This is a genomic window from Rhizobium sp. 05L419 (assembly GCF_056397845.1).
The window spans coordinates 273,870-288,405 of the sequence record NZ_JBFTOF010000002.1; the positions used below are offsets into that span (position 1 = coordinate 273,870).

12 protein-coding genes and 1 riboswitch are annotated in these 14,536 nt (G+C 62.2%); of the genes, 4 read left to right on the forward strand and 8 right to left on the reverse strand.

The window, feature by feature from the left end; genetic code table 11:
• Positions 1–19: 19 nt before the first annotated feature.
• Positions 20–970, reverse strand: a complete 951-nt coding sequence (locus tag AC1DMK_RS03680; protein ID WP_037061094.1) for a nucleoside hydrolase — start codon at positions 968–970, stop codon at positions 20–22.
• 73 nt (positions 971–1,043) lie between these two features.
• Complete coding sequence (locus AC1DMK_RS03685; protein WP_477857171.1) at positions 1,044–1,463, reverse strand: cobalamin biosynthesis protein; 420 nt, start codon at positions 1,461–1,463, stop codon at positions 1,044–1,046.
• A gap of 100 nt (positions 1,464–1,563) precedes the next feature.
• Between AC1DMK_RS03685 and AC1DMK_RS03690 the strand changes: the two genes are divergently transcribed.
• The 3 genes from AC1DMK_RS03690 to AC1DMK_RS03700 all read left to right on the forward strand — a co-directional run bounded on the left by AC1DMK_RS03690 (position 1,564) and on the right by AC1DMK_RS03700 (position 3,627).
• Positions 1,564–2,349: a TSUP family transporter gene (locus AC1DMK_RS03690; protein ID WP_037061090.1), complete on the forward strand. Its 786-nt coding sequence runs from the start codon at positions 1,564–1,566 to the stop codon at positions 2,347–2,349.
• Positions 2,350–2,449: 100 nt separating this feature from the next.
• Positions 2,450–2,815, forward strand: coding sequence for a nuclear transport factor 2 family protein (locus tag AC1DMK_RS03695; RefSeq protein ID WP_477857173.1), 366 nt, complete (start codon positions 2,450–2,452; stop codon positions 2,813–2,815).
• Positions 2,815–3,627: a helix-turn-helix domain-containing protein gene (locus AC1DMK_RS03700; protein ID WP_477857175.1), complete on the forward strand. Its 813-nt coding sequence runs from the start codon at positions 2,815–2,817 to the stop codon at positions 3,625–3,627. Before AC1DMK_RS03695 ends, AC1DMK_RS03700 begins: the two co-directional genes overlap by 1 nt.
• Here AC1DMK_RS03700 and AC1DMK_RS03705 read toward each other — a convergent pair.
• Genes AC1DMK_RS03705 through cobU form a run of 5 tightly spaced genes read right to left on the reverse strand, consistent with a single transcriptional unit; the run spans position 3,624 to position 10,309 of the window.
• Positions 3,624–4,049, reverse strand: a complete 426-nt coding sequence (locus AC1DMK_RS03705) for an EamA family transporter (protein WP_037061085.1) — start codon at positions 4,047–4,049, stop codon at positions 3,624–3,626. The genes AC1DMK_RS03700 and AC1DMK_RS03705 overlap by 4 nt on opposite strands.
• A complete protein-coding gene (cobO, locus tag AC1DMK_RS03710) occupies positions 4,049–4,681 on the reverse strand; it encodes a cob(I)yrinic acid a,c-diamide adenosyltransferase (RefSeq protein WP_037061082.1) in 633 nt (210 codons plus the stop codon). Before cobO ends, AC1DMK_RS03705 begins: the two co-directional genes overlap by 1 nt.
• A gap of 1 nt (position 4,682) precedes the next feature.
• Positions 4,683–8,720, reverse strand: coding sequence for a cobaltochelatase subunit CobN (gene cobN, locus AC1DMK_RS03715; RefSeq protein ID WP_477857178.1), 4,038 nt, complete (start codon positions 8,718–8,720; stop codon positions 4,683–4,685).
• Positions 8,721–8,729: 9 nt separating this feature from the next.
• Positions 8,730–9,779, reverse strand: coding sequence for a cobalamin biosynthesis protein CobW (cobW, locus tag AC1DMK_RS03720; protein WP_477857180.1), 1,050 nt, complete (start codon positions 9,777–9,779; stop codon positions 8,730–8,732).
• Positions 9,780–9,784: 5 nt separating this feature from the next.
• Entirely contained in the window at positions 9,785–10,309 is a 525-nt protein-coding gene (gene cobU, locus AC1DMK_RS03725; protein WP_477857182.1) for a bifunctional adenosylcobinamide kinase/adenosylcobinamide-phosphate guanylyltransferase, read from the reverse strand.
• Between the two features lie 136 nt (positions 10,310–10,445).
• Positions 10,446–10,840, reverse strand: a riboswitch (cobalamin riboswitch).
• Between the two features lie 248 nt (positions 10,841–11,088).
• On the opposite strand from cobU, the gene AC1DMK_RS03730 reads away from it, so the two are divergent.
• A complete protein-coding gene (locus tag AC1DMK_RS03730; protein ID WP_477857184.1) occupies positions 11,089–12,879 on the forward strand; it encodes a chloride channel protein in 1,791 nt (596 codons plus the stop codon).
• Here the strand turns inward: AC1DMK_RS03730 and AC1DMK_RS03735 are convergent.
• A complete protein-coding gene (locus AC1DMK_RS03735) occupies positions 12,876–14,330 on the reverse strand; it encodes a cobyric acid synthase (protein ID WP_037061072.1) in 1,455 nt (484 codons plus the stop codon). The two genes, AC1DMK_RS03730 and AC1DMK_RS03735, sit on opposite strands and share 4 nt — an antisense overlap.
• Positions 14,331–14,536 lie beyond the last annotated feature (206 nt).

The following is a 14,536-nucleotide window of genomic DNA, read 5'->3' on the forward strand; positions in this document are numbered from 1 at the left end:
CCGCAGGGACAGCCGGCGACTAAGCCCTGAGCAGCGTATCTCGGATGAGGTCGATCACCTTTCCCGATTCGATACCGGTGCAAACGACCTGGCTCGGCAGGCCGTCCCAATCGCCTGGCGGAAAGCGGCGGCCATCCGGCTTCACGATCGTCTGCCCGTCGGCAATGCCGCCGCAGACGACGCGCACCGCACCGGATATCGTGGTGAACAGCTCGGGCGCCACGACGTAGACGCAGGCACAGCTGTCGTGAACCATCATTCCGTCATCGACTGCATGCTTGTAAAAGTCGATGTAAAACTGCGACAGGTCGTTCAACAGCTTCACCGCGTTGTCGCCCCTGGCGGCGGCATCGGCAAGATAGCTGCGGCTCATCGTCGTAATCGCGGTGACATCGAGACCGATGACCACCACCTTCCAGGGCGCAGTCATGACGATATCGGCGGCCTCGGGATCGCCATGGATGTTCGCCTCGGCGACCGGCGACATATTGCCCGGCACATAGAAATTGCCGCCCATGATGACCACACTCTTTACCAGCCTGGCAATCTCGGGATCTTCCTTCAGGGCTAGCGCGAGATTGGTCATGCGGCCAACCGCAACCAGCGTTACCTCGCCTGGATTGGCGCGAACCGTTTCGATGATGAACTTGTAGGCCGGGCGCGGATCGAGCGGCACGTCAACGGTGGCCGGCACGTTGATGTTGCCAAGGCCGTCGTCGCCATGCACGAAGGTCGGCCACGCGCCCTCCCTGCGGGAGGGATCGATCGTCACGTTGGCACCCTTAGCGACGGGGGCCGGAATATTCCATTCTTTCTTCAGGAACAGCGCGTTGCGGGTGGTCGTCTCGATCGAGGCATTGCCGAAGACGGTCGTGATGCCGATAAGGTCGATCTCCGGATGGCGGTGCAGGAATAGCAGCGCCATTGCATCGTCGACGCCCGGATCCGTGTCATAAATGACCTTGTGCATGAGTGTTCCTTCTATCGTTATTTCCGCAGGCCGCCCGACGGCGCCGCGAGATCGGCGGCAACCATAGCGCCCGTTATTGTTTCTGCAACAGGATGCGCGCGATCGCCGCAGTGGCGTGTTCCGATTTGAGTTTCGGCAAGATCAATTCCGCCGCCGGTCCGATTGCCGCCAGCGCCGCAGCTTCGGCGACGCCGTGGCAGCCCGTGTGCGCGAAGACTATTGTCGAGGGATTCTTGATACGAGGCGTCTCCCGCTCGAGCGAGGCTGCATCGAAAAAGATGCTCGGCACGGCGAATTTCACCGCCACCGCCAAAATCGCCGCCTCCTGCCTGCGCGTATCGATTGATGCAACGGCAGCCAGCTCTTTTGCTGCAACGCCTGCTTTCGCCAACGCAGCCACGGCTAGGCTATGCACTTCTTCAAACGATGTGCCGCGCTCGCAACCGAGCCCGAGCACATGGCGGCGTGTCATATCGAATTCGATCTTGCTCATAGGCGTTTCGAATACCAGTCCCCCTGTGTCACGCAAGCCATTGCAGCAGAGGGCCGGAAATGCAACATGCGCGCCATTACAGCCCATCTCAGAGCCCGCCTTGTCCGATCTTGCCCCCAATCTGCTTCTCTTCCTCGCCGCCGCGGGATTTCTTGCCGGCTTTGTCGATTCGATCGCTGGCGGCGGTGGGCTGATCACGGTTCCGGCCATGCTGATTGCCGGCATCCCGCCGCTGCAGACGCTCGGCACCAACAAGGTGCAATCGGTTTTCGGGGCAGCGTCTGCGACGTTTGCCTACGCCCGCAAGGGACATGTCGATTTGCGCAAGCAATTGCCGATGGCGCTGATGGCGGTCATGGGCGGCGCCCTCGGTGCAGCGCTAGCGACGATTGTACCCGGCGGTGTACTGCGCGCGATCATGCCGGTTCTGCTCGTGGCAATCGCCCTCTATTTCGCGCTGAAGCCCAACCTCAACGATATCGACAAACACCGCCGCATCACGCCGTTTGCTTTCGGACTCACGCTGGTTCCGGCAATCGGCTTCTACGACGGCCTCTTCGGACCCGGAACCGGCTCGTTCCTGATGCTGGCCTTCGTTTCCCTGGCAGGCTTCGGAATGCTCAAGGCCACCGCGCACACCAAGCTGCTCAACTTCGGTTCGAACGTCGGCGCCCTCGTCGTCTTCATCTCCTATGGCGCGATATTGTGGAAGATCGGCCTGATTATGGGTGCCTGCCAGTTTCTGGGTGCGCAGCTCGGCTCCCGGCTCGCGATGCGCACCGGCGCGCGGCTGATCAAGCCACTCCTGGTCATCGTGTGCATCGCCTTTACGATCAAGCTGCTGGCTGATCCGCTGAACCCTATCCGCCTCTGGCTGGAGATCTGAGGCCGGCGTCCGATTACCTCCGGCGTAATTGATGAGGCGTTGGCGCTACTCCATGATCGCAATGCCTGGACGAGCCGGGCGCCAAACAGGAGACGATCTGATGACAGACGCAAACAGCAGCGCCGAACGCTACATCGCAATCTGGAACGAGACGGACGCCGCCCGCCGCAGCGCGCTGATTGCCGAAACCTGGCATGAAGAGGCAAGCTATATCGACCCGCTGATGCGCGGCGAAGGCCACGCGCAGATCAACGCTCTGGTCGATGCGGTCCAGACCCGCTTCCCCGGCTTCCGGTTCGAACTCCTCGGCCCTGCCGACGGCTACGGCAACAACCTGCGGTTTTCCTGGGGCCTTGGACCGCAGGACGGCGAACATCTGATCAAGGGCACCGACTTTGCCGTGCTCGAAAGCGGACGCCTGAAGACCGTGCACGGCTTCATCGACCAGCTGCCGGACGCCGCGTGATGATGGCGCCCGCCCGCTCCCTTGGAGACTACCTCAGAGATTGGCGGCAGAGACGTCGGATGAGTCAGCTCGACCTCGCGCTGGAAGCCGAGATATCGCAAAGGCACCTGAGCTTCATCGAGAGCGGCCGGTCGGTTCCGAGCCGCGACATGCTGCTGCACCTGGCCGAACGGCTCGACGTGCCGTTGCGCCAACGCAATCCGATGCTGCTTGCCGCAGGTTTTGCGCCGCTGTTTTCCGAGCGCTCTCTCGACGATCCTGCCCTGCGTCCGGCACGCCAAGCAATCGACATGGTGCTAAAGGGGCACGAGCCCTACCCGGCCCTCGCCGTCGATCGCCACTGGACGCTGGTAGCAGCCAACGCGGCAGTTGCCCCGCTTCTTGCTGGGGTCACCGACCCGTCGCTGCTGGCAGGGCCGGTCAACGTCCTGCGCGTCAGCATGCACCCGATGGGCCTTGCGCCACACATCGCAAACCTGCCAGAATGGAGGGTTCACCTATTGGAGCGCCTGCACCAGCAGATATCGGCAACGGCAGACCCCGTCCTCGGTGAATTGCTCAAGGAACTGTCCGCCTACCCGGCACCGTCCGAAAAACAGGATCATGCCGGCGGGCACGACTATGCCGGCATCGCCGTACCATTCGAGTTGCAGACGGAGGCAGGCTTGCTTTCCTTCATTTCCACGACAACGGTATTCGGGGCCCCGGTGGACGTCACGCTCTCGGAACTGGCGATCGAGTCCTTCTTTCCAGCCAACAGAGAAACGGTGGAAATCCTCGCTCAAATGGCGCCGGCTGCGAAACGGCCCTAGAACAGCGCGAGCAACAAGGCCCCGCCGGCAATAAGGCTCACGCCGAGCCAGTTTATCGTGTTGAGCTTTTCGCCGAGAAACACGACGCCAAACACCGCCACAAGCACGATCGACAGCTTGTCGATCGGCGCCACGCGCGCCGCGTCGCCGATTTTCAGCGCCCGGAAGTACGCAAGCCAGGAGGCACCCGTCGCTGCCCCGGACAGACAGAGAAACAGCCACGTCTTCCCGGAGATGCTGGAGAACGGCTGCCACTGATCGGTCGCAGCCACGATCACTGTGATGATGATGACGATAACGATCGTCCGGATAAGCGTTGCGAGATCGGAATTCACACCGGCGACGCCGATCTTCGCAAAGATCGCCGTCAGCGCGGCAAAGGCCGCAGATAGTATGGCCCAGAAAATCCAGCTCTGCGTCATCAAAACTCCACGCCCGGCTGCCCCTTGATGCCCGATCGGAACGGATGTTTGATGAGTTCCATCTCGGTTACCAGATCGGCGGCCTCGATCAGCTCGTCCTTTGCATTGCGCCCGGTGAGCACGACGTGAGTCATATAGGGCTTCTCGTTCTTGAGAAACGCCACCACCTCGTTGACGTCGAGATAGTCGTAGCGAAGCGCGATGTTGATCTCGTCAAGCAGCACCATCGAGTTGCGCTCGTCTCGGATCAGCTCCTTTGCCTTTTCCCATGCGGCACCGGCCGCGGCGACATCGCGGGCGCGGTCCTGCGTTTCCCAGGTGAAGCCCTCGCCCATCGTGTGAAACTGGCAGATATCGGAGAAGTGCTTCTCGATGAGGTCACGCTCACCCGTCCACATCGCACCCTTGATGAACTGCACGACAGCGCAGGGCTTTCCATGCGCGATATGCCGGAAGATCATGCCGAAGGCGGCTGACGACTTGCCCTTGCCTTTGCCTGTATGAACGATGACAAGGCCTTTCTCGTCCGTCTTCGTCGCCATGATCTTGTCGCGCGCGGCCTTCTTCTTGGCCATCTTGTCAGCATGGCGCGCGTCGTCGTGGGCCACCATATCCGTCGTTTCGTCAGTCATCTCATTTTTCCCCGGATGCAATCTTGAATGTCTCTGTGGTCTTGAAAGTGTCGTGGACGGCGCGCGCAAGATCGAATTGCGCCGAATTGCTGCGTGGCGTCCAGAGTTGGCGGTCGACCGCTTCCAGCAGCCGCTCCTTCATCTCTTCAAACGCTGCTGGGTTCTTCTCGATCATGAAGTCGCGCACCTTGGGATCGGCGACGAAGGCCTGGTAGACGGCTTCGAAATGATGATTGCCGACGGCACCCGTCGTTGCCGCGAAGGCAAAGAGATAGTCCACCGTCGCAGCAATCTCGAAGGCGCCCTTGTAGCCATGCCGCATAACACCGTCGATCCACTTCGGATTGACGACACGGCCGCGCACGACCCGGCCGATTTCCTCTTCCAGCGAGCGGATCACCGGCTTTTCGGGCATCGAGTGGTCATTGTGGTAGATAGACGGCCGTGCGCCGGCCAACTGCTCGGCCGCCGCCGCCATGCCGCCCTCGAACTGATAGTATTCGTCGCTGTCGAGAAGATCGTGCTCGCGATTGTCCTGGTTCTGCACCACGGCCTGGATCGACCGCAGCCGCTCCTCGAAGACGCCGCGCTCCGCGCACCCCTCGTCGCCGGCACCGTAGGCATAACTGCCCCAGACCAGGTAGGCTTCGGCCAGATCGGCACGCCGCTCCCATCCCTTCTCGTCGATCAGCGCCTGCAGCCCCGCGCCGTAAGCCCCCGGCTTCGAGCCGAAAATGCGAAAGCCCGCACGGCGGCGCGCCTGCGCTTCGTCGAGCCCGGCTGTGACAAGCCTCGCCGCCTCGCCGCGCATGCGATCGGCGACCGGATTGTCCGCGACATCTTCGTCCAGCGCACCGACCGCGCGGATCGCCTTGTCGAAAAGCGCAATCTGCTCGGGAAACGCATCGCGAAAGAAGCCTGATATGCGCAAGGTGACGTCCACACGCGGACGGCGCAGCATGGCAGGCGGGATGATCTCGTAGCCGGTGACACGCCGTGACGTCATATCCCAGATCGGCCTCACGCCGATCAGCGCCATTGCCTGGGCGATATCGTCGCCACCGGTGCGCATGTTGGATGTGCCCCATGCCGTCAGTCCGAAGGAAACCGGCCATTCGCCGTGATCCTGCACATAGCGACGGACCAGGAGCTCGGCAGACTTCTTGCCGAGTTCATATGCCGCCGGTGTCGGCACCGCGCGGCTGTCCACCGAGTAGAAATTGCGCCCCGTCGGCAGCACGTCCGGACGCCCTCGCGTCGGCGCTCCGGAAGGACCGGGCGGCACGAATCGACCGTCAAGACCGCGCAGCAATCCATCGATCTCGGCGGCGCCACAGGCGAGGATCGCGGGCTTCAGGCGGGCGTCGATCTCGGCAAGGACTGCATTGGTCGCATGCCAATCGCTCGGGCAGGCGATCTCGGCAGACACCAACTTCGCCGCGAGCAGTTCGATCCGTTCAACCGTGTCACCCTGTGTCCGCCATGGATCGGCGGAGACCTCGGTGAGCATCGCCGGGCGCGGTCCGAGCCAATCGCCGGCCATGTCGCAATCGAGCGGGTCGAAACAAGCCCCCTCCCCAACCCCTCCCCACAAGGGGGAAGGACTTACCTGTTTTACCGCCTCTCCTAGCAGCTGGTTGAGGATCTTTTTGCGTGGTTGAGAGGTCTGCCGCAGATTGAGCCCCTCCGCCTTATGGGGAGGGGTTGGGGAGGGGTTTCCAAACGCATCGCTTGCGATCGCCCTCTGCAAGCTCCGATCTCCACCCTCGCCAAGCCCACGTGGCACGCGCGCCAGCGCCACCGTCAGATCGGTCAGCAACCGCCCCTGCGGTGAAACGCCGAAGATGTGCAGGCCGTCGCGGATCTGCATTTCCTTGAGGTCGCAGAGATATGCGTCCAGCTTCTTAAGCGCCTCGGTCTCGCTCTCGCCTTTCGCAATGCCGGCATCCCGGTCGAGGCCGATATCGGCGACGAGGTCGAGGATCTGCTTGCTGAGCAAACGAATACGGCGCGGATCGCCCCCCGAGGCCTCGTAGTACTCATCGACCAGCGCTTCCAGGTCCTTCAGCGGCCCATAGCTCTCGGCGCGCGTCAGCGGCGGCGTCAGATGATCGATGATTACAGCGGCGGTGCGGCGCTTGGCCTGCGTTCCCTCGCCAGGATCGTTGACGATGAAGGGATAAAGGTGCGGAAGAGGCCCGAGGATGGCCTCGGGGTAGCACTCCTGCGACAGTGCCAGCGCCTTGCCCGGCAGCCATTCGAGATTGCCGTGCTTGCCCATGTGAATGACGGCATGGGCACCGAACTCATGACGGAGAAAGGCATAGAAAGCGAGATATCCGTGCGGCGGCACCAGATCCGGCGAATGGTAGCTTTCCTTCGGATCAATATTGTAGCCGCGCGCCGGCTGGATACCGACCAGCACGTCGCCGAAACGGGTGAACGACAGTGCAAACGCCCCATCCCTGACATACGGATCAGTCTCCGGGGCACCCCAGCGACGGCCGATTTCATCCTGAATCTTTTTCGGAAGACCTTCGAGGAACTCCCTGTAGCGACTCAAGGAAAGCGTCTCGCGGACAACCTTGCCATCGTTGCCGGAATTCGTCGGCCCCGCCATCAGATGCCGCATCAGCGCATCACCATCCCCGGGAAAGTTGGAAACCGCGTAGCCGGCCGACCGCATCGCGCCAAGCACCTCGATGGTGCCTGCCGGCGTGTCCAGGCCAACACCATTTCCAAGACGGCCATCGCGGTTGGGATAGTTCGCCATGACAAGCGCCACACGTCGGTCCTGCGGACGCGTCTTGCGCAATCGCGCCCAACTGGCGGCGAGCCGCGCGGTGTATTGCATGCGGCCGGCATCCGGCTCGCTGGCGACGATGTTCGCCTCGACCAGCGCATCGTAGCGCGCTGCCGACTTGAACGAGACAGCCCGCGCAAGTATCCGCCCATCGACCTCCGGCAGGGCCACATTCATGCCGAGATCGCGCGCCGAAAGGCCCTGCGACGATGCGGCCCATGCCTCTTGAGACGACGCGGAAAAGATTGCTTGCAGCACGACGGCGTCGCTAGCCTCCAGCACGGTCGGCTGTCGTGCAGCGCCGGGTGCGGAGACTGCAAATCCCGTGGTGTTAATCACCACATCGGGCTTCACCGCATGAAAGACAGCCTCGACGATACCCTTCGAGACCGCGTCCTTGAGGCTGTAGGCAAATAACGGCAGCGGCCGCATTCCCTCCGCCGCAAGCGCTTCGATCAGCGCTTCAACGGGGCGCGTTTCGCCGCTCTGGACAAGTGCGCGATAAAAGGAGATGGCGACAGTCGGGCGCTCTCCCGTCTCCCCATCGGCAGTGCCGCAACCATCGGCGTGACGATCGACTTGCTCACTCCCAGCATCACTCCTGCGCCACATCTGCCCTGAAGGGCCACTTCTCCCTGGGTAGCAGAAGCGATCAACCGCTTCCTTCCACTCCTCGACGCCGATAACACCGCGCCCCGGCCACCAGATCCCCGCCTTCATCAAAGGGCTGGCCGCTTCCGGCTTCTCACCACCCGAAAGCATGGTTTGCGCATACGCAAGGAATGCCGCAGAATTCGTGTCCCCGCCTTCGATCAGGTAGGCCCAAAGCGCATTCAGATCCTCAAGCGGCACATTCGAAAACGGCGCCAAACCCGCATCAGGCTTGGAATCGCCCGGCAAGACGGCAATCAGCGCGCCATACCGCGCGGCGGCGGCGTGCAGGGCTTCGAGCGCATAGTGGAAATAGCTTGCGCCACCGAGCGCCCGCACAATGATGAGCTTGGCATGTCGTGCCGTTCGCTCGATATACGCATCCACCGACATCGGATGCTTGAGGCTCATCAGGCTCGCAATGCGCAGCGTGCGCGCCTGATGCCTGTGGCCATGCGCGGCGGCGATTGCCGAAAGCTCGGTGTCGGCGGCGGACAGGAACAGGATGTCGCCGGGAGACTGACCGAGATCGATCGCCTCCTCGCCGTCATTGATCGTTCCCTGCTGTGCCAGAAGCAGATGCATCGGTTTGCCTTATGCCAGGACTTCTATCGCCTTGCGCACCAAAGTCTCGTCCATCTCGTGCAGCCCGATCACCACCAGACGCGTGCCGCGCGCTTCATCGGGTGCCCAGGCTCGGTCGAAATAGTGATCGATACGGGTGCCAACGGCCTGCAGCTGCAGTCGCATCGGCCTCCCCGGGACATCGACGAAACCCTTGAGACGCAGTACGTCATGCTCCGCGATGATGCCCTTCAGCTTTTCAGCGAAAGCCGAGGGATCGGCAACGGGGCCGAGTTCGACGACGAAGCTGTCGAATTCGTCGTGGTCGTGCGGCGTGCCGTCCTCGTGCTCGAGTTCGTGATGGGACTTGCGGTTGACGATGTCGCCTTCGGTGCCGATGCCGAGACCAAGCAATATGCTTGCCGGCACCTCGCCGTTCTTTGCCTCGATCATGACGGGCTTGCGGGAAATGCGAGAGGCGACCTCGTCACGAACGCGGCTGAGGCTCGCGCTGTCAAGAAGATCGGTCTTGTTGAGAACGATCAGGTCGGCGCAGGTCAGCTGATCCTCGAAAAGCTCCTCGATTGGGCTCTCGTGATCGAGCGATTCGTCCTCGACGCGACGTGCTTCGACGGCATCGTGGTCGTCGGCAAAGCGACCGGCGGCAACAGCGGCGCTGTCGACCACCGTGATCACGCCGTCGACCGTGACCTGCGTGCGGATATCCGGCCAGTTGAAGGCGGCGATGAGCGGCTGCGGCAAGGCCAGGCCGGAGGTTTCGATGACAATATGGTCGGGGCGGTTTTCACGCTCCAGAAGCTTCGTCATCGTCGGGACGAAGTCGTCGGCGACCGTGCAGCAAATGCAGCCGTTGGTCAGCTCAATGATATCGTCCTCGGTGCAGTTCTCCGCGCCGCAGCCCTTCAGAACCTCGCCGTCGACGCCAAGATCGCCGAACTCGTTGATGATGAGCGCAATCCTCTTGCCGCCCGTATTGGAGAGCAGGTTGCGGATCATCGTCGTCTTGCCCGCGCCGAGAAAGCCCGTGATCACGGTCGCGGGGATCTTCTGCTGGTTCATGGAATTCAACCCTTCATTTTCAGCGGCAATCCAGCCGCGATAAAATATACACTCGCAGCTTCCGCCGCGATCATTTGGTGCAGCCGGCCGGCATAGTCGCGAAAATCCCGCGCCATGCGGTTTTCCGGCACGATGCCGAGCCCGACTTCATTGGAGACGAAGACGAGCTGGGCGCGCGCCGTCGGCAAATAGGCGGCAAGGGCGGCAAACTCCGCCGCTATGCCGCGCTCCGCCATCATCAGATTGGTAACCCACAGCGTCAGGCAATCCACCAGGATCGCCCGCTTCTCGCCATCGACAGCCTCAAGGCATCCGACCAGATCGAGCGGCTCTTCGTGGGTGGTCCAGATGTCGCCGCGATCTGCCTTGTGCTGGTCGATCCGCGCACGCATCTCGTCGTCCCAGGCGCGGCCGGTCGCGACGTAGTGGCGCTCCAGACCGCTTGCCGCAACCAGGTGCTCGGCAAAGCGGGATTTTCCAGACCGCGCACCACCGAGAACGAAGGTGGCGCCCGAAGATGAGGTGTTCATGGGAAATGCAATCCGATCTGCGGACCATGCCCGCAAGCGACCGGCAAGACGACCGCGCCATGCGATCGATAAATCTGTCTTTCAGCCATGACAACCTCCGTGCTGGCAGCGGGGACGTCGCCCCATGGGTGGGCTCTGCGCCCGGCACGATATGGCAGGTCTCCTGGCTCGCGGGTTCAGGCCGCGATCGGGGCGGGCCGGTAAACCGGTCGCCCTGATCGTGCCAGCGGATCTTCCTCGCCTTCCCGGCGGCAATCATGAAAAGGCGGACGATTCGTAGACTGAGAGGCGTCCAGCCCCGGCTAATCATGCTTGCACTACCAGTGGCTTTTCCGTCGTCTTCCCCGCCTCACCCGTCTGCACCATGCAGACAACCGGTAATGCGCATCCGACGCCGGACGGAAGACCCTGACCGCTCTACAGTCGCGGGGTCGGCTGTGATGAAAGCGCCCTGATTGGGTCCACCGCGTCACATTCCCTTTTCATCCGAAACGCTTTAGGCGATCCAGAACCATCCGTTATGGATTCATGGTTAGGCAAGCGCCAGTGCGAAGTCAATTGGCTAACCCACTTCGCATTGGATGGGAAAACCATGTCGACCACGCGCAAAGACGACTATCTCTACCGTATTTATGGTATTTTATCAGTGACTTACGCCAGAAGAAATCTGTTGCCATCGCCGGGCTTTTGTTTCAATTGCACCGCAAGCGGATGCCGTCGCCGCCGTCGCACCTCTCCCTCGCCCTTGACCGGGCTTTTGCCCGCCTAGTTTCCTTGCCATGCTCCTCAAAATCGATATGCGCCGGTTCGGCCTGCTTCACACTCTGTTGGATGTAGGACGCATGCGTGCGCTCCTGCGCCGCAGCGAAATGGGCATGGTCATCGCCGGTGCGATCGTCGGCGTCACCTCCGGCCTCGCGGTCACGGGCATGAGTCTTGTTTCCCGCGAGATGCACAGCCTGATCTTCGGCATCAGCGATGTCGAAAGGCTGAGCTCCTCCGAAATCGACAACAAGTTCCTCTTGCTTGCTGCACCCGTGTTCGGCGGCATGCTGCTCGGCCTGCTGATGTTCATCCTGGCAAAGACACGCAAGAAGCCGATGGTCGACCCGATCGAGGCGAATGCGCTCCACGGCGGACGGCTGTCGTTGACGGACAGCATCCTTGTGGCCGTCCAGAACCTGATCTCCAATGGTTTCGGCGCCTCCGTGGGGCTTGAAGCCGGCTATACGCAGCTGGCGTCGGGCATTGCCTCGAAGCTTGGGCTCAAGCTGCAGCTGCGCCGCTCGGACCTGCGTGTCCTCGTGGGCTGCGGCGCGGCAGGCGCGATCGCCGCTGCCTTCAACGCACCGCTGACGGGCGCCTTCTATGCGTTCGAACTGATCATTGGCACATATACCATCGTATCGCTGACGCCGGTCGTCGTGTCCGCTCTCGTTTCGACGCTCGTGGCGCGCCTTCTTGCCGGGAGCGATTTCGTCATCGACGTCGGCTCGTTCGGAGCCGTCATGCCCGCCGACTACGTTCCGGCGGTCCTGCTCGGCGCGTTTTGCGCAGGCGTCGGCATCCTGATCATGCAGGGCGTTGCCTTTATCGAAGAGCTCGCCCGCAGGAGCGCGATCGCCTCGCCGCTGCGGCCCGCGCTTGGCGGCGTCGTCGTTGGCCTGCTTGCTCTCGTCACGCCGCAGGTGCTGTCGGCTGGCCATGGCGCGTTGCATCTGAACCTCGACCGTGAGGTCGCCATCCCCGTGCTKGTCGGCCTTTTCCTGCTGAAGTCGTTTGCATCCGCCATATCCATCGGCTCCGGCTTCCGAGGCGGCCTGTTTTTCGCTTCCCTGTTCATGGGAGCGCTGCTGGGCAAACTGTTTGCCTACTCTGCCCCCTATTTTGCTCACGCAACTTTAACACCTGTCGTCTACGCCGTGGTGGGCATGAGTTCGCTTGCGGTCGCCGTCATCGGCGGGCCACTCACGATGACGTTTCTTGCGCTGGAAATCACCGGTGACTTCCCGATAACCGCGCTCGTGCTCGCTGCCGTACTCACCTCGTCGCTGGTGGTCCGCAGCACGTTCGGCTATTCTTTCGCAACCTGGCGTTTCCATCTGCGTGGCGAGAGCATCCGGAGTGCCCATGATGTCGGCTGGATCCGCAATCTGACCGTCGACAAGCTGATGCGCGCCGACGTGAAGACCGCCAAGGCAGGCATTTCCATGGAGGAGTTCAAGGACCGCTTTCCGATCGGCTCCGCACAGCGCGTCATTCTTGTAGAAGACAGCGGCAAATATGCCGGCTTGGTGCTGGTGCCGGAGATCTATGCAAGCCTGACCGACAGCGATGACGACAGCAACGGCCTTGACCAGTTCGTCCGCTATCACAACGACCTCCTGCAGCCGCAGATGAACGCCAAGCAGGCCGCCGCCATCTTCGACAAGACCGAAAGCGAAGCACTCGCTGTCGTCAACAATTTGGTGGAACGAACGGTGGTCGGCCAGTTGAGCGAGGCCCACACGCTGCGCCGTTACAGCGAAGAGCTCGACCGCCGCAGGCGGGAAGTGTCGGGCGAGCTCTAGCTGAGCAAGGCGCCGAGCCAACGTTCGTCAAGATAGGTTTCAAGCTCGGCGGCGATCTCGTCGAGTGCAAGCTCCACGCCTGCACGGTAGTTCCGTCTCTCGCCGACAAGGCCGAAGCTCTGCAGCAGCCTGGAACGGTAGGCGTCGCTGGAAAAAACACCGTGCAGGTAAGTCCCCGCGACCCGCCCATCGCCCGAAATAGCGCCATCAGGCCTACCGTCCACGATCGCGAACGGCCGGCCGCAATCCTCACCACGGGTTGCGCCGAGGTGGATCTGATAGCCTGAAAGCGGATCGCCGTACTCGACCGATGTCGCGGTGCTGTTGCGCACCGTCTTTTCCGGCGCCATCACGGTTTCGACAGCGAGCAGCCCGAGCCCCCGCGTTTCCAGAGCGTTTCCCTCTATTCCCCTGGGATCGTGCACCTTCAGGCCGAGCATCTGATAGCCGCCGCAAATGCCTATGACGCGCCCTCCGCGCCGCACATGGTCCGTCAGATCGGCGTCCCAGCCCTCCGCCCTCAGATCGGCAAGGTCGGCGATGGTCGATTTGGAACCGGGCAGGATGACCAACTGCGCATCGACGGGTATACGCTCGCCCGGTCGCACGAACACCAGATCGACATCCGGCTCGGCATTGAGAGGATCGAGATCGTCGAAATTCGCAATCCTGGGCAAAACCGGAACTGCTATCTTCAGTGCTCCGCCCCGGTTGCGAGCCAGCCGTTCCAGCGCCACGGAATCTTCGGCCGGCAGACGCGAGGCGGCCTTCAGCCACGGCACGACACCGAAACTGGACCAGCCCGTGAAGCGCTCGATTGCCGCGATACCATCATCGAAAAGCGATACGTCGCCGCGAAACTTGTTAATCAGGTAACCGGAAATCATCGTACGGTCTTCATCGGACAGGATCGCGTGCGTGCCCACCAGAGAGGCAATGACGCCGCCGCGATCGATGTCGCCGACGAGCACGACCGGCACCTTGGCGCGCGTCGCAAACCCCATGTTGGCGATGTCGCCCGCCCTGAGGTTGATCTCGGCCGGCGACCCCGCTCCTTCGACGATAACCAGATCGGCACCGGTGGAAACGTTGGAAAAGCTCTGCATGACGTATTCGAGCAGTTGCGGCTTGAGCCTCTGGTAATCGCGCCCCTTCGCCTGCCCCCAGACCTTGCCCTGAACGACGATCTGGCTGCCGTTTTCCGATTGCGGCTTTAGCAGTACCGGGTTCATGTGCACCGAGGATGGCACCCGTGCCGCCATCGACTGCAGCCATTGCGCCCGGCCGATCTCGCCGCCGTCATCGGCCACGGCCGCATTGTTCGACATGTTCTGCGGCTTGAACGGACGCACGTTGATACCGCGATTGGCCGCGAGCCGGCAGAGCCCGGCCACCAGCACGGTCTTGCCGACATCGGATCCGGTTCCCTGCAGCATGATGGCTTTTGTCATTGTCGCGAGCTCCCGAAACGGTCGCACCGGCCTACAACGGCCCTTCCGCATCGGTCAATCGTAACCGTTGAAAATGCGAAAGCCGCGCCGACCCGTTCGAGGTCGCGCGGCTTGCCGAAATACTCTGGCGCATTCGCCCATACATGACGAAACTCGCTTTCTCCGGGACGCACTACCTGATCCGGAGAAGCAGCGGTTGTCCCCCG

Bases quoted from the DNA above. Each gene is read 5' to 3' on its own strand.
- cobO (WP_037061082.1), bottom strand. From the start codon at position 4,681: ATGACTGACGAAACGACGGATATGGTGGCCCACGACGACGCGCGCCAT.
- cobW (WP_477857180.1), bottom strand. From the start codon at position 9,779: ATGAACCAGCAGAAGATCCCCGCGACCGTGATCACGGGCTTTCTCGGC.
- AC1DMK_RS03685 (WP_477857171.1), bottom strand. From the start codon at position 1,463: ATGAGCAAGATCGAATTCGATATGACACGCCGCCATGTGCTCGGGCTC.
- AC1DMK_RS03735 (WP_037061072.1), bottom strand. From the start codon at position 14,330: ATGACAAAAGCCATCATGCTGCAGGGAACCGGATCCGATGTCGGCAAG.
- AC1DMK_RS03695 (WP_477857173.1), top strand. From the start codon at position 2,450: ATGACAGACGCAAACAGCAGCGCCGAACGCTACATCGCAATCTGGAAC.
- cobU (WP_477857182.1), bottom strand. From the start codon at position 10,309: ATGAACACCTCATCTTCGGGCGCCACCTTCGTTCTCGGTGGTGCGCGG.
- AC1DMK_RS03700 (WP_477857175.1), top strand. From the start codon at position 2,815: ATGATGGCGCCCGCCCGCTCCCTTGGAGACTACCTCAGAGATTGGCGG.
- AC1DMK_RS03680 (WP_037061094.1), bottom strand. From the start codon at position 970: ATGCACAAGGTCATTTATGACACGGATCCGGGCGTCGACGATGCAATG.
- cobN (WP_477857178.1), bottom strand. From the start codon at position 8,720: ATGCATCTGCTTCTGGCACAGCAGGGAACGATCAATGACGGCGAGGAG.
- AC1DMK_RS03705 (WP_037061085.1), bottom strand. From the start codon at position 4,049: ATGACGCAGAGCTGGATTTTCTGGGCCATACTATCTGCGGCCTTTGCC.